The organism is Streptomyces sp. NPDC005496, assembly GCF_042872045.1.
In the GTDB taxonomy this organism is placed as follows: domain Bacteria; phylum Actinomycetota; class Actinomycetes; order Streptomycetales; family Streptomycetaceae; genus Streptomyces.
Genome location: NZ_JBIAJQ010000004.1, coordinates 15,305 through 38,238, shown reverse-complemented (window position 1 = coordinate 38,238; position 22,934 = coordinate 15,305). Strand labels below are relative to the sequence as shown.

Here is a 22,934-nt window from a genome sequence, read left to right as displayed (position 1 = left end):
TACCTATAGGTAACTTGCGGTCGGCCTTCGGCGGCCTCCCGATGCCCGGGATGCGGCGCGGCGCCCTGGCTTCGATGCTGGGAGGCACAGCCCCGACCAGACGAAGGACGGCCATGGCGAAGGACAAGAAGCTCTCCAAGGGTGACGAGGTGTCGTGGAGCAGTCACGGCCAGACCGTGCCCGGCAAGGTGAAGAAGAAGATCACCCGGCGCACCGAGGCGGCCGGCCGGACCGTCGACGCCTCACCCGAGGACCCGCAGTACGAGGTGGAGAGCGACAAGTCGGGGCGGTCGGCCGTCCACAAGCCCGGTTCGCTGCGCAAGAAGGGCGGCAAGGCGTGAGCGGGCAGGGGGACGGGGACCGCGAGGAGACGCTCACCCGGTTCGGCGAGGCCGTGAACATGACGCCGGGCGAGCTGGAGAAGTGGCTGGAGACCGACGAGTCCCGGAGCGTCGGGCAGAAGGACGGCGGGGAGAGCGTCGGTCACGCCTCGGGGCGCCGGATCGTCGGCCTGCTGCGGGCGAGGAAGTCGGACCTGACGGAGGACGACATCGCGCACATGCGCAAGGTGGTCGGCTATGTGCACCGGCACCTGGAGCAGCGCCCGAAGGGGGACGTCGCCGACACGAGGTGGCGCTACTCCCTCATGAACTGGGGCCACGATCCGCAGAAGTGAGGGACGGCCGGTCCGAGTCGGGCCACAGGTACGGCAGGTCGTCCGGGACGTCCGGGAAGCGGGCGGTGTAGAACTCCGGATCCTTGCGCACGAGGGCCGACCGGTGGCTTCGGTGGAACGCGGGATCGCCCAGCCAGGGCGGCAGTTCACCGTCCTTCGCCAACTGGTCCTGCGTGCGCACGGGGAGACCGGGGCGGTGTGCGGACAGGTCGGTGACGAGCGTGGCGGCACAGGTGTCACCACGGCCCAGTGCCGTCCACACCCCGCAGATCTCCAGGCCGTAGCGCACGAGCGCCTCTTCGTAGCCGTGCCACATGCGGACCGCGGGGTGATGGCGCCAGCCGTACCCGGGCACGGTCAGGCCGCGCAGCACCTGGACGGCCTCGACGCGCTGCTTGCCCAGCCGGCGGGGGTCGAGGACCTCGGCGGACCGGGTGAAGTCGGGGTAGGGAAGAAAGGTCTGCACGCCTCATCCGTACCGCGCGCGGGCTGAGTCCAGACGGCCGACTCGGGTGGCCGCCGCCGGTGCCCTCAGGACTTCACCCGGGCGCGGGCGGCTTCGAGGATCTCGTCGGACAGCAGCGGGTCGCCCTTCACGGCGCGCGCGAGCACGAGGGCGCCGACCAGGGTGCTGAGGTTCGCGAGCCCGTCGTCGTCGGCGGTCGCGAGCCACGCGGCGAACCGGCGTACGCCCTCGGTGTAGGTCTCCTGCGCGGTGCTGTCCTGGGCGCCACGGGACATGTCCGCCGCGAGGGCCGCCGTGGGGCAGCCGCCCGCCGCGTCGTCGCGGTGCTCGGGGGAGAGGTAGTAGTCGATCAGGTGCTCCCGGGCCGCCGCCGGATCGCCCTCGTGGGCCCGGACCGCGTCGGTCCGCCACTCCTCCAGGGTGGTGAAGGCGTGGGCGGTGGCCTCGTCGACCAAGGCCTCCTTGGAGGCGAACTGCTTGTAGAAGCCTCCGTGCGTCAGGCCCGCCGCCTTCATGAGATCGGCGACGCTGACCCCGTCGGTGCCCTGCTCCCGGAACAGGCGCGAGGCGCTGGCGACGACGCGCTCGCGGTTCTCCCGCGCCTGGTCCTTCGATACACGGCCCATGATCGGCTCCCCGTTTTGGATGCTCAGTGACATCTATCCTACGGCTTTCCCTTCCCTTTTTAGATTATGGATGTAATCTAAAGAGGCGGGTGCGGCCGACCGGGCCGCCTCCGATCCGTCTCGAAGGGACAGCACCATGGACCTGAACAACGCCGTCGCGGTCGTCACCGGAGCCAACCGCGGCCTGGGGCGCCACGTCGCCGAGCAGCTGCTCGCACGCGGCGCCAAGGTCTACGCCGCCGCCCGCCGCCCCGAGACGGTCGACCTGCCCGGCGCCGTCCCGCTCCGCCTGGACATCACCGACCCGGAGTCGGTGCTGGCGGCGGCCCGCACGGCGTCCGACGCGACCGTCCTGGTGAACAACGCCGGCATCTCCACCCACACCCAGCTCGTCACCGGCGACTGGGACAACGTGCGGCTGGAGATGGAGACCCACTACTTCGGCACCCTGCAGACCACCCGCGCCTTCGCCCCCGTCCTGGAGGCCAACGGAGGCGGCGCGATCCTGAACGTGCTCTCCGTCCTGTCGTGGCTGCACCCGGCGGGCCTCGGCGCCTACAGCGCGGCAAAGGCCGCGGCCTGGGCCCAGACGAACTCGGTGCGCGAGGAGCTGGCCCCGCGCGGCATCCAGGTCACCGCACTGCACGTCGGGTACATGGACACCGACATGGCCGCGGACGTCGACCCGGCGCAGAAGATCAGCCCCGCGACCGTCGCCGGCCTCGCGCTGGACGGCCTGGAGAAGGGCGCTCACGAGGTGCTGGCCGACGAGCTGACCCGCCAGGTCAAGACGGGACTCGGCGTGCTGGCCGGCTGACCCGCGACGCGGGTCAGCCGGCCCCGCCGGCGCTGCTCCGCCTGGAGTACGCCCGCGCGACACCCGGCGGGCCGCCCGACAGGGTGGAGGGCATGACTGAGGAGAGCACCGTACTGACCGGTCAGGCCCCGCCGCCGGTCCGCGACTGGCCCGCGCTCGACCTGGACGGGACGGAATTCGACCCGGTGCTCGCGGAGCTGATGCGAGAAGGGCCGCTCACCCGGATCAGCCTTCCCCACGGTGAGGGCTGGGCCTGGCTGGCGACCCGGTACGACGACGTCAAGATGATCACCAACGACCCACGCTTCAGCCGCGCGGAGGTCGTCGGTCGTGAGGTCACCCGCCTCGCACCGCACTTCAAGCCGAAGCCCGGCTCCCTCGCGTTCGCCGACCAGCCCGACCACAACCGCCTCCGCCGGGCGGTCGCGGGCGCCTTCACGGTGAGCGCGATGAAGCGGCTGCGGCCCCGGGCGCAGGAGATGCTCGACGGCCTGGTCCACACCGTGGTGCGCGACGGGCCGCCCGCCGACCTCGTCGAGCGCGTCCTCGAACCGTTCCCGATCGCCGTGGTCTGCGAGGTCATGGGCGTACCCGCGGCCGACCGCGAGCAGATGCACGCGTGGACCCGGCAGATCATCTCCACGGCGGGCGGCGCGGAGGCCGGCGAGCGCGCCAAGAACGGCATGTACGGATGGATCGCCGAAGCCGTCCGCGAGCGCCGCGACAGCGACGGCGAGGACGTCCTGTCCCTGCTGGGCGCCGCCGTCGGACGCGGAGACCTGAGCGAGGAGGAGGCGATCGGGCTGGCCGGCCCGCTCCAGATCGGCGGCGAGGCCGTCACCCACAACTGCGGACAGATGCTCTTCGTCCTGCTGACCCGCCCCGACCTGCTCGACCGGCTGCGCGGAGCGCCCGAGCTGCGGCCCGCGGCCATCGACGAACTCCTGCGCCACATCCCGCACCGCACCTCCGTGGGCCTGGCCAGGATCGCGCTGGAGGACGTCGACGTGCGGGGCGTGCGGATCGGCGCCGGGGACGCCGTCTACGTCTCCTACCTCGCCGCCAACCGCGACCCGGACGTCTTCCCCGTGCCCGACCGGATCGACTTCGACCGGGAGAGCGGCGGCCACCTCGCCTTCGGCAACGGGCCGCACCACTGCACGGGCGTCGTGCTGGCCCGTATGCAGACCGAGCTGCTGATCGACACCTTGCTGGACCGGCTGCCCGGACTGCGTCTGTCGGTCCCCGCCGATCAGGTGCCGTGGCGCCGGAAGACCATGATCCGCGGTCCCCGGACGCTGCCCGTCACCTGGTGACGTCGCCCCCGCCTCAGCCGACGGGCGGCCGCCAGGCGAGCTCGGCGGCTTGCGCGGTGGGGTGCGTGGTGAACACCTGGTCCAGGCCGATGACACGGAAGGTCCGGTCGACGCGGTCGGGCACGGCGCTCAGGGCCATGCCCGCGCGCGCCGCCAAGGCGTGGTTGCGGGCGGCGATCAGCGTAGTGATGCCGCTGGAGTCGCAGAACGTGACCCCGGTGAGGTCGATGACCAGTTGCTGTCCCGCCAGCAGGCCCAGGCCGGGCAGCAGCGCCTGGACGCCGGGCGCGCTCAGGTGGTCGAAGGCGCCCACGAGTTCGATCACGGGACCCGCCGGGGTGTTCCGTGTGTGGACCTGCAGACGGTTCATGGACGCTCTTCACTGATCTGTCGGGGCACGTTGATCGCCAGTACGGCGGTGTCGTCGTCCACGCCCGTGCCGAACGTGTCGAGCAGTTCCCGGATCGCCGCGACGGAGTCCGCTGCCGTGGTCGGTGCCAGTTCGCGGGCGAACTCCAGCAGTGCCTCGTCGCCGTAGCGGTCGCCGGCGGCGGCCGTGTGCGCCTCGGTGAGTCCGTCGGTGTAGAGCAGGAGGGTGTCGCCCGGGTCCAGGCGCAGCGAGGTGGTGGCGATGTGCGCGTCGGGCAGCACGCCGATCAGCTGGCCTCCGGGCGTGGGCAGGTAGTCGGTGCTGCCGTCGGCGCGCATCAGCAGGGCCGGCGGGTGCCCGCCGCTCGCCAGCGTGATGCGGAAGCCGCCCTCGTCGCCGTCCGGGGTCAGCAGTCCGAGGATGACCGTGCAGAAGCGCGGGTCGGGTCCCTGGTACTCGTGGTTCAGGACGGTGTTGAGGTTGCCGAGCACCGCGGCCGGGTCCGGGTCGTAGACCGCGGCTGCGCGCAGTGTGTAGCGGGCGAGCGAGGTCACGGCCGCCGCGGCGGCGCCCTTGCCGCACACGTCCCCGAGGAACATCCCCCAGGTCCCGGAGCCGAGCGGGAACAGGTCGTAGAAGTCGCCGCCCACCTCGTCCGTGGAGGCGATGTGGTAGTACGCGGCGACGTCCAGTCCGGGCACGTCCGCGAGCGTCGGCGGCAGCAGGGTCCGCTGGAGGGCGTCGTTCAGCCGCTTGAGGCGCTGCCGTTCCTCCTCGGACTCCTGCCGGGCGCGCAGCAGTTCGGTCTCGTAGGCGCGACGGTCACGGGCGTCGAAGACGGTGGTGCGGATCAGGACCGGTTGCCCGTCGCCGCCCAGTTTCACGTGCGAGGTGACCAGGACCGGAAGACGGCTGCCGTCCGCGGCTTTCAGCTCCAGCGCGATGCCGCTGATCTCGCCCTGCATGCGCAGCAGCGGGGCGAAATGCGTCTCGTGGTAGAGCCGGCCGCCCACGGTGAGCAGGTCGGAGAACCGCATGCGGCCCACGAGGTCGCCCCGTTCGTAGCCCAGCCACTTGAGCAGGGTCCCGTTGACCTTGGCGATCTGCCCGTCCAGGAGAGTGGAGAGGTAGCCGCACGGGGCGTTCTCGTAGAGGTCCTCGATGCTGTCCTCGAGCAGGGCCGAGAACAGCGCCTCCTCGTTCCGCGCCCGGTCCTGCTCCGGATCCCGGCCGTCCTCCTCGCACATCACCGCAGGACGCCGGCGCGGTCACGGACGGCGGCGACGCCTCCAAGGGAACCGGACAGCGGGCGGTGGCAGGTCGCGGACGTCCGGGAGGGGCGGCGGAAGACGGTCACGCCACGCCGGACACCGCGCTCGCGGACGGACCGCGGACGCGCCGGACCGCGGCACTCGCCGCTCACCCGCACGTGGTCTCCGATCCGCACGTCCATGCCCTACATCCTCGCAGACGCCCGTCCGGTTCACCTTCCGCATGCTCCCTCCGGTACACGCCCCGGCACGGTGGACCGGTGTCCGGGCATCACCTCGGCCGGCGGCGGCTCAGGGAGCGATCCCGACACCGTCCACACGGCTCCACGCCTTCTCCTGTACGGCGGTCATGGCGGGCCAGTGGAGTCCACCCGGCCGGGGCCCGACCCGTGAGGCGTACGAGCCGGGACGGTACTCCGGGCTGAGGAAGCAACCGGTGCCGTACGTGCGGTCGAACGCCGCGCAGGACGCCGCGACCGACCGCGGCGTCGGCTTCCGGCCGGTGCGCGTCCACGCGTCGAGGGCGGACAGGGCGTTCGCGTACTCGGAGTCGCTCAGCGCACTGTGCTCGCTCTCGGTGGTGAACGTCTGCACCAGGTGCCTCTCCCGGTGCGCGCCCTCCAGCGTGGCCCGGTAGGCGGACTCGTGCTCGACGAACGCCGTGGGGTCGCCGATCGCGTGCAGGGTGAGGACGGGGACGTCGACCCCGCCGGTGAGGTCGCTGTCGTACGACAGGTCGCGCACGGCCTCCGGATCGGCGGCGAAGCGCTCCACCCCGGAGTTCAGCGCGGCGTCGTCGTGCGATCCCGCGTATCGCACGCCCCGGTTGCCGAACGGATTGCGGCCGCCGAGCCGGTTGTGCACGATGTCGCGGAAGGTGAAGGTCGCGAAGCGCAGGTGCGACTCCAGGGCGCGTTCCGGGATCCCCGTCACGGCGAGGATGTCGTCCAGGTTCCGCTGCTGTACGGCGGTCCGGTCCCCGGGGGCGGAGGCGTACCCCGTGCACTCCTGGAGCCGGGAGCGCAGCCCGGCGGCCGTCATCGTCGAACCGGCCCGCAGTCCCTCCCACAGCGGGTACTGCGCTTCCTCGGGACGCGGGTGGTTCCGGCAGTAGTACTGGTAGACGACCCGCAGGTCGACGCGGTAGTCGTAGCCGCGCGAGCCGCCGGCGAGGACACCGCTGGTGAGCAGTGCCCCGTCGTAGCGGCCGTGCTTCGCGCCGTAGGTCTCGACGACCTTGGCCGCGACGTTCCCGCCCCAGGACTGGCCGTGCACATAGGTCCGCAGCGGCCGGCCGAACTCCCGGACGAACAGGCGCCGTACGTTCTCGGTGTCGGCGGCGGCCATGCGTGTTCCGTAGCCGCCGCGCCGGTAGGACGAGCCGGCCCAGGCGTAGCCCTCGTCCACCATCACCGACCAGCGGTCCAGGTCCTCGGCGCTGCGCGCGGGGTCGGACTCCTCCCCGAGGTCTGGGCCGCCGTGGGCGTGCACTACCAGCGAGCCGTTCCACGAGGCGGGGACGGCGATCGCGTAGTGCGCGCCGTTCACGTCCCGGCCGGTGTAGCAGGTCGCCTTGCCGGTGAGGCTCGGCGGACAGGCGACGGCCTGCGGGCGGGCGGCGTCCGCGTGCGCGGCGGGGGCGCCGAGCAGGGCCGCGGCGGTGGCCGTGGCGGCCAGAAACGCGGCCGGCCGTCCTGCGGTCCACGGCCGTCGGGGGGTGCGTGCGAACGTTCTCGACCTGATCAAGGCGCGGCTCCTCGTCCCATGGGCGCACCGTCGCGCCGCGGGCCGATGCTAGGGAGACGCATGAACGAGGGCCATGCCCTTGATCGTTGTGTTCATACTGTTCGCCGGCGCCGGGCCGGCACGACGCGCAAGCGCCCCTGTTCCGTCCCCCGGCGCTGTTTCCCGGCGGCATCCGCGCAATGAAGCCCCTGACGGGGGTACACGCAGCGAAACGGGGTGCAGCGAGTGCGAAAGGATGACCATGAGCGGATCGTCGATGAAGGCTGTGGGCTGGGCACGTTCCATGCCCCTCTCCCGCGGTGTCAACGAGGCCAGGCAGTGGGCCCGCGAGCACCTGGAGGCTCTCGGGTGGACCACGACCGCACCCGAGACCACGGACGCGGTCCTGCTGACGGTCTCGGAGCTGGTGACCAACGCTCATGTGCACGCGCACAGCAGTGCGCAGCTGCTGCTGACCTGGGACACCGAGTGCCTGCACGTGAGCGTGCACGACGCCTCGACCAAGCTGCCCGAACCACGGGCGGCGGACCCGGAGAGCCTCGGCGGACGCGGCATGTTCCTGGTCGACGCGCTGGCGGACACCTGGCAGGCGCGGCGCTGCCCCAACGGCAAGACGGTGACCGCCTGCTTCCACCTGCCGGAGGCGGCCGAGTCCGGCGAGAAGACGTGACGCCTTCGCCGAACGCGCCCCGGAGCAGGGTGCCGTCCGGCCGGTGGCGGACCGGCCGACGGAACGGCTGCCGGAAAAGAGCGGCGACGACCGCGTCCGGCGTTCTAAGGTACGGACCTGACGGAGTCGCGAATCGAAGTGACCACGGCCCAGCGACCTTCGGCCGGCACCGCGACCCGTAGTCGCACATGAACGGTGTCCGGAGAGCGGACGTCCCGAAGGATGCCTGAATGGTCATGTCCGCCGCCGCCCCGGCCCGCCTGTGGACCTGGAACTTCAACCTCTACTTCACGGCCCGCACCATGTCGGTGCTGGGCGACACGATGATCCCGGTGGCCATGGCGGTCGCGATGCTGTCACTGGGATACGGAGCCAGCGGCGTCGGTTTCGCGCTCGCCGCGTGGATGGGCGCGTTCGCCCTCTTCGTCGTGTTCGGCGGGGTGTTCGCGGACCGCTTCCACCCGCGGCCCCAGATGATCGGCGCCGACGCCGTCCGCTGTGTCATCCAACTGTCCCTCGCGGCCTGTCTCTTCCTGGGGCACCCGCCGCTGTGGTTCATCGTCGTGGGGTCGCTGCTCGGCGGCATCGCGACCGCGATGTTCCAGCCGGGTGTCTCCGGACTGGTGCCGCACGTCGCCACCGACCTGCACCGGGCCAACGGAGTCCTGCGGGTGAGCCAGGGGATCTCCACGATGGCCGGGCCCGCGCTGGCCGGGCTGCTCGTCGCCACCACCTCGGCGGCGACGGTCTTCCTGGTCGACGCCGCCACCTTTGCGGTCAGCGGGATCTGCCTGGTGGCCCTGCGGCTGCCCCGGTACGCGGTGGACCGGACGGCCTCCACGCTCGCCAACCTGCGCACCGGCTGGGACGAGTTCCGCTCCCGGTCGTGGATGTGGGGAGTCATCCTGATCTGGTGGGTGCTCGGCGTCTTCGTCTGGGGCCCGATCACCCCGGTCGGGGCCGTGTCGGTCATCGAGGCCCACGGCAAGGCGGCGTTCGGCTACGCCGAGAGCGCCTTCGGGGCCGGCTGCGTCCTCGGCGGTCTGGCGGCGATCCGCGTACGGCCGCCGCGCCCGCTCCTCGCGGGCGGCCTCGCGATGTTCCTCTTCCCGATGATGCCGCTCGCCGCGGCCCTGGTCCCCGCACTGCCGCTGCTCATGCTCGGCTACGCGGTGAGCGGTATCGGCTGGGCGTTCTGGGGAGTCCAGTGGGCCACAGCCGTGCAGACCCACATCCCCGAGGACCGGCTCAACCGGGTGACCGCCTACGAGATCGCCGGCTCCATCCTGGCCGTCCCGTTCGGACAGGCGATCGCCGGTCCCGCCAGCGCGCTCGTCGGCGTCCACCGCCTCCTGTTCGCGGGCGCCCTGATCGCGCTGTGCTGCGCCGTCGCCCTCGTCGCCTGCGGACCCGTCCGCCGCCTGCCAAGAAACCGGCCCACCGCCGACATCCGGCTCACCGCCGGGCTCCCGGCCCCGGCGCCGAGCCCGGGATCCGTGTGAGACGACCCGACGTGGTCGACGCGGGGGAGCGCCGGCGCCCTTCTGCGTGTTCGGCGCGGGGGCGCGCGGGCCGCTGTGCATGATGGGCCGTCAGATATGAGCCGGCGTGCGGAGGCGGAGTGAGCGCAGGGTGCCGATTCGGCGGGACGCGGCTCCTGCCCCTGCTCGTGCCCGCTCTCCGCCGCCCCGCCACCGAGAGGGGACGCCGTGCTGACGCCTCCGCCGCGGCGAGCGGGTCCGAGCCGGTGGGCGCCTCCCGTTCCGCTTCTGGCGTCGAGCTGTGAAGCCCTCACCGGTACCGCCCGGGGCGACGGGACCGGACGCGGCACGTCCCTCGGGCTCGGGGACGTCTACCACGTCGGCAAACGGGAACCTGGTTCAACCTCCGCCGGACTACGGCCGGCTCCCGCAGCGAACGGAGAAGGTGGTCTTCGTGGGGCGCAAGGACCGGATTGCCGAACCCTGGGGCACGCGCACCCCGTACGGGCCCGGCGAGACCTGGCCCGTGCGGGTCGACACCCACCTGGCGGACGGCGTCACCCCCGACGAGGTGGACCGCTGGGTGCGCTCGGCCTCCCTCCTGCACTCCAACGGCGACGCCATGGACATCGCCGTCAAGGACGGCCGCATCGTCGGTGTGCGCGGCCGGGCGGACGACCGGGTCAACCACGGGCGGCTGGGCCCCAAGGACCTGTTCGGCTGGCAGGCGAACGCGTCGGCCGACCGGCTGACCCGCCCGCTGATCCGGCAGGACGGCCGGCTCGTCGCATGCGACTGGGACACCGCGATGAGCAGGATCACCGGCCGCACCCAGGAGTTGCTGGACGAACAGGGACCGAGCGCCATCGGCTTCTACACCACCGGGCAGCTGTTCGCGGAGGAGTACTACACGCTCGGTGTGATCGCCCGGGGTGGCATCGGCACGAACCACGTGGACGGCAACACCCGGCTGTGCACGGCGACGGCGGCGGCCGCGCTCAAGGAGTCGTTCGGCTGCGACGGGCAGCCCGGCTCGTACACCGACATCGACCACGCCGACGTCATCGCGCTGTTCGGCCACAACATGGCGGAGACGCAGAGCGTGCTGTGGACCCGGATCCTGGACCGGCTCGCCGGTCCCCGGCCACCCGCGGTGATCTGCGTCGACCCCCGGATGACACCGGTCGCCCGCGCCGCCACCGTCCATCTCGCGCCGCTGCCCGGCACGAACGTGGCCCTGATGAACGGCCTGCTGCACGAGATCCTCGCCAACGGCTGGATCGACCGCGACTATGTCGACGCGCACGTCGTCGGCTTCGAGGAGCTCAGCCGGCGGGTCGGCGAGTACCCGCCCGAACGTACCGCGGAGATCTGCGGCGTGCCGGCGGCGCAGATCCGGGAAGCGGCGCGCGTCCTCGGCGGCGCCCGGCGGCTGCTGTCCACCGTGCTCCAGGGGTTCTACCAGTCCCACCAGGCCACCGCTGCCGCGGTCCAGGTCAACAACCTGCACCTGGTACGGGGCATGCTCGGCGAACCCGGCTGCGGCGTGCTCCAGATGAACGGCCAGCCCACCGCGCAGAACACCCGCGAGTGCGGGGCCGACGGGGACCTGCCCGGCTTCCGCAACTGGGCCAACGACGCGCACGTCGAGGAACTCGCCCGGCTCTGGAACGTCGACCCGCTCCAGATCCCGCACTACGGGCCGCCCACGCACGCCATGCAGATGATGCGCTACGTCGAGGACGGGTCGATCCGCATGCTGTGGGTGAGCGGCACGAACCCGGCCGTCTCCCTGCCCGAACTGCGGCGCACCCGCGCGCTCCTGTCCCAGGACCGCCTCTTCCTCGTCGTCCAGGACATCTTCCTCACGGAGACCGCGCAACTGGCCGACGTCGTCCTGCCGGCCGCCACCTGGGGCGAGAAGACCGGCACGTTCACCAACGCGGACCGCACCGTCCACCTGTCGGAGAAGGCCGTCGAGCCGCCCGGCGACGCCCGGCCCGACCTGGACATCTTCCTGGACTACGCCCGTCGGCTCGACCTGTGCGACAAGGACGGCGAGCCCTTGGTGAAGTGGGACGACCCGGAGTCCGCGTTCGAGGCATGGAAGGAGTGCAGCCGCGGCCGGCCCTGCGACTACACGGGCATCACCTACGCGAAACTGCGCGAACGCGGCGGCATCCAGTGGCCCTGCGACGACGAACACCCCGACGGCACCGAACGCCTCTACACCGGCGGCGCGTTCCTGAGCGACCCCTCGTACTGCGAGAGCTACGGACGTGACCTGATCACCGGCGCGCCGCTCGAACCGGCCGAGTACCGGGCGATGAACCCCTCCGGCAAGGCCGTCGTCAAGGCCGCCGCCTACGTGCCGCCGCACGAGAAGCCCAGCCGTGACCACCCCTTCGCCCTGACCACGGGCCGCACGCTCTTCCACTTCCACACCCGCACCAAGACCGCGCGCGCCCCCCAACTCCAGGCAGCCGCACCGGAGGTGTGGGTGGAGTGCTCCGCCCGCGACGCCGCCGCCCGCGAACTGGCCGAGGGCGACCTGGTGGAGGTGACCACCCCGCGGGGCAGCGTCCGAGCCAGGCTGCGCGTCAGCGGCATCCGCGACGGGGTCCTCTTTCTCCCCTTCCACTACGGGTACTGGGACACGGACACCGGATACGAACCGGGGGACCACGGCCGCGCCGCCAACGAACTCACCCTGACCGACTGGGATCCGGCGTCCAAGCAGCCGATCTTCAAGACCGCCGCCGCTGCCCTGCGCCGCGTCGAGGCGGACCCGCGGCCTTCGGCCGCGCCGACGAACACGGCCTCGGCCCCCGTCACCGGGGACCTCGCACCGACGCGCGGCGGACCGGACGCGCAGGCCGACGAGGAACTCACCCGACCGCTGGAGGCGGATGCCCGATGAAGGTCGGCCTGCTCCTTCAGGAACTGCACCGCGACGAGAACGACCTCGCGCACGAACTGCTCCGAGTCTGCGAACGGCACCGGTCCGACCACGAGGTCCACCACGTCGGCCGCGACCTGGCCCGCTGGTCCCAGGAGCACGTGCGGATCCTCGCCGCACTCGGCGAGCGCTTCGACGTGACGCTCGACCCCGACCCGGTGGACGACCTCACCGGCGCCGAACGCCTGCGGGAGAAGGCCGGCGAACTCCTCGGGCGGCGCCCCGAGAGCGGCCTGCTGCTCCTGCGCGACCTGCGCGAGGTGTACCTCAAGGCCTCCGGCGTCAGCGTCGACTGGGAGATGCTCGGCCAGGCCGCCCAGGCACTCAAGGACAACGCGCTCCTGAAGACCGTGCGGCGCTGCCACCCCGACGCCCTGCGCCAGATGCGCTGGGCGAACGGGAAGCTGAAGGAGTCCTCGCCGCAGATCCTGCTGAGCTGAGCCCGCGCGGCACGCGCTCCCGCCGGGGTCAGTGCGACAGGGCGAAGGAGACCAGGAACCCCGCGACGGTGATCAGGCCGATGGCCAGATGCGCCTCGTCGAACGCCTCGGGGATCATCGTGTCGGCGATCATCGCCAGGATGGCCCCCGCGGCCACGGCCGTCACACCGGCCACGACCGAGTCGGACATGCCGCCCACGATGCTGTAGCCGAGCACCGCGGCGACCGTGCTCGCCGCGGCGATCGCCGACCACACCCCGAAGACGTAGCCCTTGCCGCGCCCCGCCTTCTTCATGCCGGCGGAGCTGGAGAGCCCTTCGGGGACATTGCTGATGAACACGGCGGCCACCGTGACCATGCTGACCGCGCCGCCGTGCAGCAGGCTGACGCCGATCACCGCGGACTCAGGCACCCCGTCGAGCAGGGCACCCAGCGCGAGCGCCGTGCCGGAGCCGGACTGCTCCGTCTCGCTCGGCTGCGCGTGCCGCTCCGCGTTGCCGGAACGCTTGCGGTGGCGGGCGCCTCGACGCGCGAGCCACATGTTCCCGCCCGTGTACGCGAGGGCCCCGCCGAGGGCTCCGATCGCGGCGGGCGCCAGACCGGCCTGGTCGTAGGCCTCGCCCATCAGCTCGTAGGCCACCGCCGAGATGAGCACACCGGAGCCGAAGGCCATCACGGAGGCGATCACCTTCGGCGGCACCCGCAGCCCGTATCCCAGCGCGGCACCCACCAGGAGCGCCGACCCGGCCACCAGACCCCACAGACCCGCTTGCATCACTTCAGCCACAGCGCACCGACTACCCCGATCGGGGGCGGTCCATGGCTCGGGCCCGGCCCGACCGCGTCCGGGCCGCCCGGGAGAGGGACGAAGTGCCGGTGCAGCCGGCCCGGGCGCGGGCCGGCTGCGGGGAGGGTCAGGCGGTGTGGAGGGTGAGTCCGTAGCGGTTCAGGATCTCGTTGACGGGCTGGTACCAGGTCTCGCCGCCGCTGCCGCAGTTGCCCCAGCCGCCCGAGGTGACGCCCTGTGCCTGGTCGCCGCTGATGAAGGAGCCGCCGGAGTCGCCGGGCTCGGCGCACACGCTCGTCTTCGTCATCTGGTGCACGGCGCCCTGGCTGTAGTTGACCGTCTCGTTCTTGGCGAGGACGGTGCCGCAGTGCCAGTGGGAGGTGGATCCGGACCGGCAGATGGAGGCGCCGACGGGAGCCTCACCCGAACCGCGCACGAGCTGGTCGGAGACGGTGCCCCAGCCGAGGACGACCGGCACGGTCCACCAGCCGCTGCCGACGTTCACCCAGGCGTAGTCGTTGTCGGGGAAGGAGGAGCCCTGGAAGTTGCCGATGTAGCTGCGGTCCCAGCCGCTGACGCCGGCGCCGGCCTGCCCGCAGTGGCCGGCGGTCACGAAGCCGCCGTACACGGAGAAGCCGATGGAACAGCGGACGTTGCCCGTGTAGTAGGGGTCGCCGCCCACGGTGCCCGCGGCGAAGGTGCGCGGCGACTGCCGTGTCTCGCGCACGGTCACGGGGCCGGCTTCCCGGGCGCGGTCCAGGAACGCCTGGACATCGTTGTCATCCTTCTGGGAGGTGACCACGCCCACGACGACCGAGTTGCTCCTCGGGTCGACGTGCCAGCTGCTGACCCCGGCCGGGGCGTCGAGCTTGTCGAGCCGCTTCAGGGTGGCGTCCAGCTGCCGCCCGCTGTGCTCGACGAGGGTCACCCGGGCGCCGGTCGCCTCGACGGCGTCCCGGTCCGCGGGGTCGGTGACGGCGACGGTGAGTTTCCCGTTCTTCGCCTCGAACCACGAGCCGGCGTAGGAGCTGCCCGCGGCGCGGCGGGCAGCACGGTCGACGCCGCGCGCCTTCGTCTCGGCCTTCAGCCGGGCGGTCGCCTGGGTCTTCGACAGGCCGAGGTCGCGCTGCATGGCGGTGATCAGCGCGTCAGACGCGGGAGCCTCGGAGACGGTGGGGGAGGGGGCCGCGGACGCCTGCGTGGTCAGACCGGCCGCCACGGTGCTCAGAAGCAGGGCCGCCGACAGGCCCGCGCGCAGAACTGTGGTGCGTCTCAAGGGAGTTGCCTTTCGTCGTTCCGGACGTGGGGGAGGAGCGGAAGGGCGGAGAGAGCGCTCTCAAGGACGTGCGCGAACGAGATTAGCGGCGGATCATGGGCAGGTCCATGCCAATGCACGAGATGGTCCGATGTGCTGGTGCTGGTGCTGGTGCTGGTGCAAGGGCAGGGGGTGTGGGGGCGCGGCCTCGGGCGGGCGTGTGCGGGCATACGGAGCGGCCGGGCGGTGTGCACCGCCCGGCCGCTCGGTTCTCGGTTTCTTACGGCAGCAGCTTGTCCATGGCCGCCTGGCCGTCCTCCGCCAGCCTGCGCTCGGCCCAGGCGAGGTTCTTCGGGTTGACGTCACGGCCGGCGGCGAGCACCAGGTCCTCGGCGGAGACCTCGCCCCCCGCGCCGGTGTGCAGAAGGGCGTCCGGGGTGGTCGCGTCGTCGGACGGGGAAGACGAACCGGGCTGAGTCTTTGACATGGTGTTCTCCCTGGTCGACCTGTTCTGTCTCACGGGTACCCCTGGCCCGCTCTGGTGCACTCCCGGTTCGGGAGTCACCTGGTGCCGGCATCTGGAGACGCACAATCGATGGATGTACCTCGTATTGTTCCCGTAACGGTCGAACCCTGCATTCCGGGCGGGCTGTCCGGGCCCTGCGGGGATGCCCGTCCGGAGAGGCCCCCGACGGCCGCCGGACCCGTTCGGCCGTACATCAATGTCGGTCGCCGGTTCCCGAGGTCATGGTGAAGAGACCGCAACCGTGCGACTGATGGGAGCTTGTAATGCGTATCCGCCTGATGACTGCGGCCGCCCTGGCCACCGTGTCCGTCCTGGGGACCGCCGGTGCAGCCGCCGCGGACTCCGATGCCACCGGGGTCGCGGTGAACAGCCCTGGCGTGCTCTCGGGCAATGTCATCCAGGTTCCGGTCCACATTCCGGTCAACGTGTGCGGCAACACCGTCAACGTGGTCGGTCTGCTGAACCCGGCGTTCGGCAACAAGTGTGTGAACGACTGATCGCGGGTGACCCGGGCCGTTCGGTGACGTCCGGCGGCCCGGCGAACCCGTGACGGCAAAGGCCCGGGGCGATGCCCCGGGCCTTTGCCGTCCGTCCGCGGTGCGCGTCGGCTCAGCCGCGGTGCGCGCTCAGGGCGGCGAGGGCGCGGTCCGCGTGGACGCTCATCCGCAGTTCGCTGCGGACCACCTCCAGGACGGTGCGGTCCTGTGCGATCACGAAGGTGATCCGCTTCGTGGGGGCGATGGAGAAGCCCCGCTTGACTCCGAACCGCTCCCGGACCGTCCCGTCGACGTCGGACAGCAGCGGGAACCCGAGCGTGTGGCGCCCGGCGAACTCCTGCTGCCGGTCGACGGGGTCGCCGCTTATGCCCACCGGCCGCGCTCCGGCGGCGGCGAACTCGGCCGAGAGGTCGCGGAAGTGGCAGGCCTCGGCGGTGCAGCCGGGCGTGAGGGCGGCGGGGTAGAAGAACAGCACGACGGGTCCGTCGCCGAGCAGCTCGGACAGGTGCCGGGGCGTGCCCGTCTCGTCCGGCAGGGCGAAGTCCTCGACCTTGTCGCCCACGTCCACGCGACTCGTCATGACAGGCCTTTCTGGTTCTTTGCGACACCGCGCGCCCACAGCACGAGCGGCACCTGGAGGGGTAGCCGGGCCAGGGCCGCGGCCTTGAGGGGGGCGGGACGGTGCCGCCAGTCCACCGCCATCTGCACATTGGCGGGGAACACGCCGACGAAGAACGCGGCCGTGGCCAGGGCGGCGGCGCGCCGCGTACGGGGCACGGCCACACCGGCGGCGAGCGCCAGCTCGACGACACCGCTCGCGTACGTCCACGTCCGGGGTGTCCCCGGCAGCGCGCGGGGGATGGTCGCGTCGAAGGACCGCGGCGCGGCGAAATGGGCGACGCCCGCCGAGGCCAGCAGGCCGGCGAGCAGCAGGGGTGAGCGTTCCGACCTGGGCACGGTTCCTCCTCGGGGGGCCTGCCGCGCGATATTACTCGACGGTAAGGAGGGGTGGGCGGCCCGGTGCGCCCGCTGCGCGGGAACCGGACACGGCCTGGTGTCCTGTTCCCACGTCAGCGGGAAGCGGCGGGAGACCGCGAGGGGCCGGTGAGAGCGCGGATCACTCGAACCGCGTGGGGTCACCCGCTCCGCGCCGTACGATCTCGGCCTCGCCGCTGGAGAAGTCGATGACGGTCGTCGGTTCGGTCCCGCAGTCCCCGGAGTCCACGACCGCGTCCACCACGTGGTCGAGCCGCTCCTTGATCTCCCAGCCCTGGGTCAGCGGTTCCTCCTCGTCGGGCAGCAGCAGCGTGCTGGAGAGGAGCGGCTCACCGAGCTCGGCGAGCAGCGCCTGCGCGACCACGTGGTCGGGGATGCGGACGCCCACGGTGTGCTTCTTCGGGTGGAGCAGCTTGCGCGGCACTTCCTTCGTCGCGGGCAGGATGAAGGTGTAGCGGCCGGGCGTCGACGCCTTGATGGCGCGGAAGACGTCCTTGTCGACCCTTACGAACTGGCCGAGTTGGGCGAAGTTCTGGCACGCCAGGGTGAAGTGGTGGCGGTCGTCGAGCTGCCGGATCGTACGGATCCGGTCGATGCCGTCCCGGCTTCCGAGTTGGCATCCCAACGCGAAACAGGAGTCGGTCGGATAGACGACGAGCGCACCGGAGCGGATGCTGTCCGCCACCTGGGAGATGGTGCGCTGCTGAGGGTTGTCCGGGTGCACGTCGAAGTACTTCGCCATCCGCCGAGCTTATGCTCTCCGCCGCCTCGCCCGGCGCAGCCCCGGCGCCGAGTCCTGCCGTCGGGCGGCGGGCGGCGCGCATCCGGCGTCCGGGGTGACCCGGACGCCGGAGAGCCGCCGCGTCAGTCCTTGAGCCGGTCGATCTGCCTGATCTTGTTGGTGGCGTCGAGGGCGGCCACCTTGTAGGACTCGGCGAGTGTCGGGTAGTTGAAGACGGCGTCGACCAGGTAGTCGACGGTGCCGCCGCACCCCATCACGGACTGGCCGATGTGGATGAGTTCGGTGGCGCCGGTGCCGAAGCAGTGCACGCCGAGCAGCGTGCGGTCGTCGGGGGAGACCAGCAGCTTGAGCATGCCGTGCGAGTCGCCGATGATCTGGCCGCGGGCTAGTTCGCGGTAGCGGGAGATGCCGACCTCGAACGGCACGCGGGCCTCGGTCAGTTGGTCCTCGGTCTTTCCGATGAAGCTGATCTCGGGAATGGTGTAGATGCCGATCGGCTGGAGGTCGTGCATCCGGTTCACCGGTTCACCGCACGCGTGGTACGCGGCCGTCCGGCCCTGTTCCATGGAGGTGGCGGCCAGGGCGGGGAAGCCGATGACGTCGCCCACGGCGTAGATGTGCGGCACCTCGGTGCGGTAGTGCTCGTCCACGGTGATCCGGCCGCGCCGGTCGGCGGACAACCCGGCCTTGTCGAGGTCGAGTTCGTCGGTGAGGCCCTGCCGTCCCGCGGAGTACATGACGGCGTCCGCGGGGATCTTCTTTCCGCTCTCCAGGACCGTGAGTGTGCCGCGGGGATGACGTTCGACCGCCGCGACGGTCTCGCCGAAGCGGAAGGTGACGGCGAGGTCGCGCAGGTGGTACTTCAGCGACTCGACGACCTCGACGTCGCAGAAGTTGAGCATGCCGGGCCGCTTCTCGACCACCGTGACCTTGCTGCCCAGGGCGGCGAACATGGAGGCGTACTCCATGCCGATCACGCCGGCGCCGACGATGACCATGGAACGCGGCACCCGCTCCAGGTGCAGCACGTTGTCCGAGTCCATGATCGTGCGCTCGTCGAACTCCACGGCGGCGGGCCTGGCGGGCCGCGTGCCGGTCGCGATGACGATGTGCTCGGCGCTCAACAGCCTGTCGTGGCCGTTCACTTCGCGCAGCGCGATGGTGTGGTCGTCCACGAAGCGGCCGGTGCCGCCGAACAGGGCGACGTGGTTGCGGGACAACTGGCTGCGGATGACGTCGACTTCGCGCCCGACCACGTGCTGGGTGCGGGCGGTCAGGTCGGAGACGGTGATGTCCTCCTTGAGCCGGTAGCTCTGGCCGTAGAGATCGCGCTGGGTCAGGCCGGTGAGGTAGAGGACCGCCTCCCGCAGGGTCTTGGAGGGGATGGTCCCGGTGTGGATGGAGACCCCGCCGACCATGTCGGGGCGGTCGATGACGGCGACGCGGCGGCCGAGTTTGGCGGCCGCGATGGCAGCCTTCTGGCCGCCGGGGCCGGATCCGATGACAAGCATGTCGAAGTCGGGCACCCTCCGGAGTCTGGCAGGCGGGGGACCGGTCCCGGAAGAGCGGAGGCCCGACCGTCGGCCGCCCATGCCGCGACGGAAGCGCACGGCGCAGCGAACGGCACGTCGCTTCGGGCACCGTCCGAGGGGACGGAGAGTGCGGCGGAATCCGGAGCGTGAAACCTCCCAGGACGTGTGTCATACGTCTCTGAGGTGGGACTCTCCCCGGTCGCCCATGATCGATCGTGGTGGCGTAGGGTCCTTCATTGGTCGGCCCCGGCTCGGCGGTCGGCCCTGTCATGCAACCGACCCTCAGGAGTCCAGTCCCGTGCCCGCTCTCCCCACCGCACCGGCGCCGATCTACGACCGCCTCGTCGACGAGCAGGGCGATGTCCTCGCGAGCGTCCGCCAGGCCGCGCACGAAACCGCCCGCACCGCGGAGGACGTACTGGACTTCGGAGTGGCGGAGCCGGGCGGCCGGCTGCCCAACGCCTGAGCCCAGGCGGAGGCGGTGCGCGATCCACGCGACGAAGGGTGTCCGCACCGCGCCGGGTGACCCTCCGCCCGGCAGTGACGGCTCTCCGGCGGACCACGACCCGACCGCGGTGAGCGAGGGGCCGTCCGGCGTCCCGACTGTCGGCCGACCGCGCACGCAGGCCGGGCGCGCCGTGGTCAGGCGGCTTCGCCGAACTCCTCCGGGACCTCCTCGTCCCGGTCCCGTCCGGCCGCCGACTTCTCCCGCTTCCGCAGGACCGCCCAGGTGAGGGCCCACACCGGCGTGAGGCACCACGGCATCCGCCAGACCACTCCCCACCAGCCGGACGTCGGCTGAACAACGGCTTCCGCCGCTGCGCCCAGCATGGCGGCGCCCAACGTCCAGCACAGGAGCCTGCCCGCCCACCGCACGGCCTCCGAGAGCCCGGGGGACGCCGCCCCTCCGGGTCTGTGCGTGGGCGTACGGCGACGGCCTGCGCGGCTCTTCATGCGGATCCCCCAGGGGACGGGACGGCAGCCGCGACTCACGGACTGCGCTCGCCTTTCGACGTAAGTCGTCAGTCTGCACGGGGACGACATCAAGACACAGAGGCGCCGGGCCCGCGCCACCAGCTCACGGACACCACGCGCACCAGGGCAATCAGGGACGAAGAACACGAACTGCCGGTCAAACAACGGCAAGTAGGGGCAAAGCCCAAATTCACAGGTGACTAAAAAGCGCCATTTCCGTCCACCTTCCGCGCGCCCCCGGACGGGCGAGGGCTGTCCCCGCTCACGATCGTGCGCTACCGGGCACGCGGGTCGCGGCCGATAACGTGCCGCGGTGTCGGTCAGCGCGTCAACACGTGGGCGACCGCTTCCGCCGGAGTGGCGACCTCCGCCAGCAGTGCCGTACCGGGCGAGGCGAGAGCCTCCGTCGGGACGCTCCAACCCGCCAGGACGGCGACGCGCTTGCCCGCGCGGAGCGCGAGGGCCACCTCGCTCAGCGTCCCCCAGCTGCCTCCCACCGCGATCAGCGCGTCGCAGGAGTTGACGAGAAGGCCGTTGCGCAGTTCGCCGAGACCGGTGGCCACGGCGACCGTCAGATACCGGTTGCCGGAGGCCCGGTCGAGGCCGGGCAGCAGGCCCACCACCGTTCCGCCCGCCGCCGCGGCACCCTCGGCGCACGCTTACATGACTCCGCCCAACCCGCCGCAGAACACGACCGCCCCGCGTCGGCCCAGCAGTGCGCCGACCTCGCGCGCCAGCGCCGTCTCCCGGACGCCGGCCTCGGCCGGTCCCGCGACGCCGACATGGGGAGGGCTGTGAGCGGCGCCGGAATTCATCGAGAGACCTCCGTTCGCGGGGGACGCGGCAGGCCAGGCGCCGCTGCCGCGTCCGGCAACCAGCATGCACCGCACCCCAGGCATACCCGTTTCGCGGGTCAGCTCGTTATATTCCTTGACACGAATATTCGTTACAGTGAATACTAGCCTTCATGGACGCACTCCTCGCCGCACTGGCCGACCCCGCACGCTGGCGGCTGGTGAACCTGCTGGCCGAGCGGCCCCGCTCGGTCGGCGTCCTCGCCCAGCTGGCCGAGGCACGCCAGCCGCAGACCACCAAACACCTGCAGACCCTGGAACGCGCCGGGATCGTCACCTCGCAACGCACGGGCCAGCGCCGCGTCTACGCGCTCCGCGCCACCCCTCTGCGCGAACTGGCCGCCGCGCTCGTCGCGCTCGCGGACACCGTGGAACAGGCCGACGGCCCCCACGCCACCCACGACCGCTACGGACTCGGCCTCCAGGCGGAGCGGCTCGCGGCCGGGGAGCCAGGATGGGCCGACGGCCGCTCGTTCAGCTTCCTCCGGACGCTGAGCGGCAGTCCCGCGCTGGTCTGGCGCCACCTGACCGAGGCCCCGCTCCTCGCCCGGTGGTGGACGCCCGAGGACCTCCGTGTCTCCGAGCTCCTCTTCGAGGCACGCCCCGGCGGACGGATCGTGCAGGAGTACCGCGACGCGGAGGACGCCGACGGCTCCGACCAGGTCGTGGGACGGGCGGAGGGAGTCGTGGACGACGTGCGCCCCGGTGAGCGCCTCACCTACCGGCTCTCCCCGCTTCTCCCGGACGGCGGGATCGCGTTCACCGCCCGGGTCGACCTGGGTCTGAGGCCCGCCGGTTCCGGCACCGAACTCGACGTGCGCTGGCAGATCCGCGACAGCGCCATCGACGCCGCGGACTTCGTCGCGGGCATCGAGATCGGCTTTGGACAGAGCCTCGACACACTCGCGGCGCACCTCGCGGCCGACGCGCACGGCACCGACGACCACACCGATTCAGGGAGCACGACATGACCGAGCAGACCGGCGGCCGCAGGGTCGTCACCAACATGAGCCTGTCCCTCGACGGCCGTTACGCCGGCCGCGACCCGCTCGACATGAGCTGGGTGATGCCGTACGCCCACACCGATGTCGCCCGTGACCACCTGGCCGCCCTCCAGGAGACGGCGACGACCGCCCTCCTGGGCCGGGTCAACGCCGAGGGCTTCCTCGGCTTCTGGCCGACCGTCATCGGCGCGGAGGGAGTCGATCCGCGTGACGAGTCGTTCGCGGAGTGGCTCGTCGGCACCGACAAGGTCGTCCTCTCGTCCACCCTCACCGATGCACCGTGGGAGCGGACGACCGTGGTCGACAAACCGACCGCCGACGTGGTCGCGGAACTCACGGCGACCGAGGGCGGCGACATCCTCGTGCTGTCCAGCGCGAGCGTCATCAAGGCGCTACTGGCGGCGGACCGGGTCGACCGGCTGGCGCTGACGGTCTTCCCCGTCCTCCTCGGAGACGGGCCGCGCCTCTTCGACGACGGGCTGCCCGCGGGCCGCTGGAGTCTCGCAGGTCAGGCCGCCGGCGAGCACGGGACGCTGTCTCTCGTCTACGACCGTGTCCGCTGATTCCGCAGGCCGGCGCGGCTGGACGGGCGTACGGTCCGGGGCCGCTTTCCGGCCCCGGACCGTCTCGTCCCCACCGGGCGACGGACGTGAACGGGCGTGACAGGGACGGCGGGAGACGTCGTCCCGGGCGCCCCGTCACCCTCCGGCTCGACGTGTGCGCAGGCCAGGGGCCCCGGTTGGTGCCGCCGACACCCGGTGACGAGGAGGCTCACCCGGCACGGTGCCTGCCGCGTGCTTGCTCTCGGCCACGCGGGAGGGGTGCTCGCCGGGGAGTCCTTTCCCATGTGGCCCAGCGAACCGGTGCGGCTCATTCCGGTCGTGTCCCGACGGGGCGAGGCGGAAGGAGCCGGGCGCGGCCCGGACGA

Annotated in this window: 26 protein-coding genes and 1 pseudogene; 12 read left to right on the top strand and 15 right to left on the bottom strand. The window is 71.8% G+C overall.

The window, feature by feature from the left end; translation table 11 throughout:
* Window positions 1-113: 113 nt before the first annotated feature.
* Entirely contained in the window at window positions 114-341 is a 228-nt protein-coding gene (locus ACFYQQ_RS12675) for a DUF2945 domain-containing protein (protein WP_355789394.1), read from the top strand.
* 59 nt (window positions 342-400) lie between these two features.
* A complete protein-coding gene (locus ACFYQQ_RS12670) occupies window positions 401-676 on the top strand; it encodes a DUF3140 domain-containing protein (RefSeq protein ID WP_388904778.1) in 276 nt (91 codons plus the stop codon).
* On the opposite strand, the gene ACFYQQ_RS12665 is transcribed toward ACFYQQ_RS12670, so the two are convergent.
* Window positions 645-1,142 carry an MSMEG_6728 family protein gene (locus tag ACFYQQ_RS12665; protein ID WP_355789388.1) on the bottom strand — a complete coding sequence of 166 codons (498 nt, stop codon included), beginning with the start codon at window positions 1,140-1,142 and terminating at the stop codon, window positions 645-647. The two genes, ACFYQQ_RS12670 and ACFYQQ_RS12665, sit on opposite strands and share 32 nt — an antisense overlap.
* A 65-nt stretch (window positions 1,143-1,207) precedes the next feature.
* The gene (locus ACFYQQ_RS12660; RefSeq protein WP_355789385.1) at window positions 1,208-1,768 is read right to left on the bottom strand and encodes a TetR/AcrR family transcriptional regulator; all 561 of its coding nucleotides are present in this window, start codon (window positions 1,766-1,768) and stop codon (window positions 1,208-1,210) included.
* A gap of 136 nt (window positions 1,769-1,904) precedes the next feature.
* Between ACFYQQ_RS12660 and ACFYQQ_RS12655 the strand changes: the two genes are divergently transcribed.
* Together ACFYQQ_RS12655 and ACFYQQ_RS12650 are read left to right on the top strand one after the other, a co-directional pair.
* Window positions 1,905-2,585 (top strand): SDR family oxidoreductase, encoded by a 681-nt coding sequence (locus tag ACFYQQ_RS12655; protein ID WP_355789382.1) that lies wholly within the window; start codon window positions 1,905-1,907, stop codon window positions 2,583-2,585.
* 92 nt (window positions 2,586-2,677) lie between these two features.
* Window positions 2,678-3,901, top strand: coding sequence for a cytochrome P450 (locus tag ACFYQQ_RS12650; RefSeq protein WP_356175963.1), 1,224 nt, complete (start codon window positions 2,678-2,680; stop codon window positions 3,899-3,901).
* A gap of 13 nt (window positions 3,902-3,914) precedes the next feature.
* On the opposite strand, the gene ACFYQQ_RS12645 is transcribed toward ACFYQQ_RS12650, so the two are convergent.
* From ACFYQQ_RS12645 to ACFYQQ_RS12630, 4 genes are all read right to left on the bottom strand, one after another.
* The gene (locus ACFYQQ_RS12645) at window positions 3,915-4,271 is read right to left on the bottom strand and encodes an STAS domain-containing protein (protein ID WP_355794315.1); all 357 of its coding nucleotides are present in this window, start codon (window positions 4,269-4,271) and stop codon (window positions 3,915-3,917) included.
* The gene (locus ACFYQQ_RS12640) at window positions 4,268-5,518 is read right to left on the bottom strand and encodes a SpoIIE family protein phosphatase (protein ID WP_355794314.1); all 1,251 of its coding nucleotides are present in this window, start codon (window positions 5,516-5,518) and stop codon (window positions 4,268-4,270) included. Before ACFYQQ_RS12640 ends, ACFYQQ_RS12645 begins: the two co-directional genes overlap by 4 nt.
* Window positions 5,518-5,724, bottom strand: a complete 207-nt coding sequence (locus ACFYQQ_RS12635; RefSeq protein WP_355794313.1) for a hypothetical protein — start codon at window positions 5,722-5,724, stop codon at window positions 5,518-5,520. The genes ACFYQQ_RS12640 and ACFYQQ_RS12635 overlap by 1 nt, the downstream gene beginning before the upstream one ends.
* A gap of 109 nt (window positions 5,725-5,833) precedes the next feature.
* Window positions 5,834-7,288 (bottom strand): hypothetical protein, encoded by a 1,455-nt coding sequence (locus ACFYQQ_RS12630; protein WP_388904442.1) that lies wholly within the window; start codon window positions 7,286-7,288, stop codon window positions 5,834-5,836.
* A gap of 241 nt (window positions 7,289-7,529) precedes the next feature.
* Here ACFYQQ_RS12630 and ACFYQQ_RS12625 point away from each other — a divergent pair, with 241 nt between their 5' ends.
* From ACFYQQ_RS12625 to ACFYQQ_RS12610, 4 genes are all read left to right on the top strand, one after another.
* Entirely contained in the window at window positions 7,530-7,958 is a 429-nt protein-coding gene (locus ACFYQQ_RS12625) for an ATP-binding protein (RefSeq protein ID WP_355794166.1), read from the top strand.
* A 230-nt stretch (window positions 7,959-8,188) separates the two neighbouring features.
* Complete coding sequence (locus tag ACFYQQ_RS12620; RefSeq protein ID WP_355794167.1) at window positions 8,189-9,460, top strand: MFS transporter; 1,272 nt, start codon at window positions 8,189-8,191, stop codon at window positions 9,458-9,460.
* A 433-nt stretch (window positions 9,461-9,893) separates the two neighbouring features.
* On the top strand, window positions 9,894-12,359 hold the full coding sequence (locus ACFYQQ_RS12615; RefSeq protein WP_356244048.1) for a nitrate reductase: 2,466 nt from the start codon (window positions 9,894-9,896) through the stop codon (window positions 12,357-12,359).
* The gene (locus tag ACFYQQ_RS12610; RefSeq protein ID WP_355793837.1) at window positions 12,356-12,838 is read left to right on the top strand and encodes a hypothetical protein; all 483 of its coding nucleotides are present in this window, start codon (window positions 12,356-12,358) and stop codon (window positions 12,836-12,838) included. The genes ACFYQQ_RS12615 and ACFYQQ_RS12610 overlap by 4 nt, the downstream gene beginning before the upstream one ends.
* A 28-nt stretch (window positions 12,839-12,866) precedes the next feature.
* On the opposite strand, the gene ACFYQQ_RS12605 is transcribed toward ACFYQQ_RS12610, so the two are convergent.
* From ACFYQQ_RS12605 to ACFYQQ_RS12595, 3 genes are all read right to left on the bottom strand, one after another.
* Window positions 12,867-13,625, bottom strand: a complete 759-nt coding sequence (locus tag ACFYQQ_RS12605; RefSeq protein WP_355793839.1) for a ZIP family zinc transporter — start codon at window positions 13,623-13,625, stop codon at window positions 12,867-12,869.
* Between the two features lie 127 nt (window positions 13,626-13,752).
* Window positions 13,753-14,901 carry a S1 family peptidase gene (locus ACFYQQ_RS12600; RefSeq protein WP_355793841.1) on the bottom strand — a complete coding sequence of 383 codons (1,149 nt, stop codon included), beginning with the start codon at window positions 14,899-14,901 and terminating at the stop codon, window positions 13,753-13,755.
* A gap of 259 nt (window positions 14,902-15,160) precedes the next feature.
* The gene (locus ACFYQQ_RS12595; RefSeq protein WP_356175985.1) at window positions 15,161-15,367 is read right to left on the bottom strand and encodes a hypothetical protein; all 207 of its coding nucleotides are present in this window, start codon (window positions 15,365-15,367) and stop codon (window positions 15,161-15,163) included.
* A gap of 302 nt (window positions 15,368-15,669) precedes the next feature.
* Here ACFYQQ_RS12595 and ACFYQQ_RS12590 point away from each other — a divergent pair, with 302 nt between their 5' ends.
* Window positions 15,670-15,903 carry a chaplin gene (locus ACFYQQ_RS12590; protein WP_356175988.1) on the top strand — a complete coding sequence of 78 codons (234 nt, stop codon included), beginning with the start codon at window positions 15,670-15,672 and terminating at the stop codon, window positions 15,901-15,903.
* Between the two features lie 112 nt (window positions 15,904-16,015).
* Here the strand turns inward: ACFYQQ_RS12590 and ACFYQQ_RS12585 are convergent, their stop codons facing one another.
* The 4 genes from ACFYQQ_RS12585 to sthA form a co-directional block, all read right to left on the bottom strand.
* Complete coding sequence (locus tag ACFYQQ_RS12585; protein ID WP_356175991.1) at window positions 16,016-16,483, bottom strand: peroxiredoxin; 468 nt, start codon at window positions 16,481-16,483, stop codon at window positions 16,016-16,018.
* The gene (locus tag ACFYQQ_RS12580; protein WP_355789040.1) at window positions 16,480-16,860 is read right to left on the bottom strand and encodes a DoxX family protein; all 381 of its coding nucleotides are present in this window, start codon (window positions 16,858-16,860) and stop codon (window positions 16,480-16,482) included. Before ACFYQQ_RS12580 ends, ACFYQQ_RS12585 begins: the two co-directional genes overlap by 4 nt.
* A 160-nt stretch (window positions 16,861-17,020) precedes the next feature.
* Entirely contained in the window at window positions 17,021-17,641 is a 621-nt protein-coding gene (locus ACFYQQ_RS12575; protein ID WP_355789037.1) for an L-threonylcarbamoyladenylate synthase, read from the bottom strand.
* Between the two features lie 122 nt (window positions 17,642-17,763).
* Window positions 17,764-19,167 carry a Si-specific NAD(P)(+) transhydrogenase gene (gene sthA / locus ACFYQQ_RS12570; RefSeq protein ID WP_355789035.1) on the bottom strand — a complete coding sequence of 468 codons (1,404 nt, stop codon included), beginning with the start codon at window positions 19,165-19,167 and terminating at the stop codon, window positions 17,764-17,766.
* A gap of 304 nt (window positions 19,168-19,471) precedes the next feature.
* Here sthA and ACFYQQ_RS12565 point away from each other — a divergent pair, with 304 nt between their 5' ends.
* Window positions 19,472-19,639, top strand: a complete 168-nt coding sequence (locus ACFYQQ_RS12565; RefSeq protein WP_355789032.1) for a hypothetical protein — start codon at window positions 19,472-19,474, stop codon at window positions 19,637-19,639.
* A gap of 176 nt (window positions 19,640-19,815) precedes the next feature.
* Here the strand turns inward: ACFYQQ_RS12565 and ACFYQQ_RS12560 are convergent, their stop codons facing one another.
* Complete coding sequence (locus ACFYQQ_RS12560) at window positions 19,816-20,004, bottom strand: hypothetical protein (protein ID WP_356244059.1); 189 nt, start codon at window positions 20,002-20,004, stop codon at window positions 19,816-19,818.
* Window positions 20,005-20,468: 464 nt separating this feature from the next.
* Window positions 20,469-20,963: pseudogene (locus ACFYQQ_RS12555) on the bottom strand (TIGR00725 family protein).
* A gap of 152 nt (window positions 20,964-21,115) precedes the next feature.
* Here ACFYQQ_RS12555 and ACFYQQ_RS12550 point away from each other — a divergent pair.
* Together ACFYQQ_RS12550 and ACFYQQ_RS12545 are read left to right on the top strand one after the other, a co-directional pair.
* Window positions 21,116-21,973 (top strand): metalloregulator ArsR/SmtB family transcription factor, encoded by an 858-nt coding sequence (locus tag ACFYQQ_RS12550; protein ID WP_356175998.1) that lies wholly within the window; start codon window positions 21,116-21,118, stop codon window positions 21,971-21,973.
* Window positions 21,970-22,569, top strand: coding sequence for a dihydrofolate reductase family protein (locus ACFYQQ_RS12545; protein WP_355791516.1), 600 nt, complete (start codon window positions 21,970-21,972; stop codon window positions 22,567-22,569). Before ACFYQQ_RS12550 ends, ACFYQQ_RS12545 begins: the two co-directional genes overlap by 4 nt.
* The last annotated feature ends 365 nt before the right edge of the window (window positions 22,570-22,934 follow it).

Coding starts and splice junctions, on each gene's coding strand:
- ACFYQQ_RS12620 (WP_355794167.1), top strand. CDS start 8,189: ATGGTCATGTCCGCCGCCGCCCCGGCCCGCCTGTGGACCTGGAACTTC.
- ACFYQQ_RS12650 (WP_356175963.1), top strand. CDS start 2,678: ATGACTGAGGAGAGCACCGTACTGACCGGTCAGGCCCCGCCGCCGGTC.
- ACFYQQ_RS12645 (WP_355794315.1), bottom strand. CDS start 4,271: ATGAACCGTCTGCAGGTCCACACACGGAACACCCCGGCGGGTCCCGTG.
- ACFYQQ_RS12675 (WP_355789394.1), top strand. CDS start 114: ATGGCGAAGGACAAGAAGCTCTCCAAGGGTGACGAGGTGTCGTGGAGC.
- ACFYQQ_RS12660 (WP_355789385.1), bottom strand. CDS start 1,768: ATGGGCCGTGTATCGAAGGACCAGGCGCGGGAGAACCGCGAGCGCGTC.
- ACFYQQ_RS12550 (WP_356175998.1), top strand. CDS start 21,116: ATGGACGCACTCCTCGCCGCACTGGCCGACCCCGCACGCTGGCGGCTG.
- ACFYQQ_RS12590 (WP_356175988.1), top strand. CDS start 15,670: ATGCGTATCCGCCTGATGACTGCGGCCGCCCTGGCCACCGTGTCCGTC.
- ACFYQQ_RS12670 (WP_388904778.1), top strand. CDS start 401: ATGACGCCGGGCGAGCTGGAGAAGTGGCTGGAGACCGACGAGTCCCGG.
- ACFYQQ_RS12575 (WP_355789037.1), bottom strand. CDS start 17,641: ATGGCGAAGTACTTCGACGTGCACCCGGACAACCCTCAGCAGCGCACC.
- ACFYQQ_RS12610 (WP_355793837.1), top strand. CDS start 12,356: ATGAAGGTCGGCCTGCTCCTTCAGGAACTGCACCGCGACGAGAACGAC.
- ACFYQQ_RS12560 (WP_356244059.1), bottom strand. CDS start 20,004: ATGCTGGGCGCAGCGGCGGAAGCCGTTGTTCAGCCGACGTCCGGCTGG.
- ACFYQQ_RS12545 (WP_355791516.1), top strand. CDS start 21,970: ATGACCGAGCAGACCGGCGGCCGCAGGGTCGTCACCAACATGAGCCTG.
- ACFYQQ_RS12585 (WP_356175991.1), bottom strand. CDS start 16,483: ATGACGAGTCGCGTGGACGTGGGCGACAAGGTCGAGGACTTCGCCCTG.
- ACFYQQ_RS12655 (WP_355789382.1), top strand. CDS start 1,905: ATGGACCTGAACAACGCCGTCGCGGTCGTCACCGGAGCCAACCGCGGC.
- ACFYQQ_RS12635 (WP_355794313.1), bottom strand. CDS start 5,724: ATGGACGTGCGGATCGGAGACCACGTGCGGGTGAGCGGCGAGTGCCGC.
- ACFYQQ_RS12640 (WP_355794314.1), bottom strand. CDS start 5,518: ATGTGCGAGGAGGACGGCCGGGATCCGGAGCAGGACCGGGCGCGGAAC.
- ACFYQQ_RS12625 (WP_355794166.1), top strand. CDS start 7,530: ATGAGCGGATCGTCGATGAAGGCTGTGGGCTGGGCACGTTCCATGCCC.
- ACFYQQ_RS12595 (WP_356175985.1), bottom strand. CDS start 15,367: ATGTCAAAGACTCAGCCCGGTTCGTCTTCCCCGTCCGACGACGCGACC.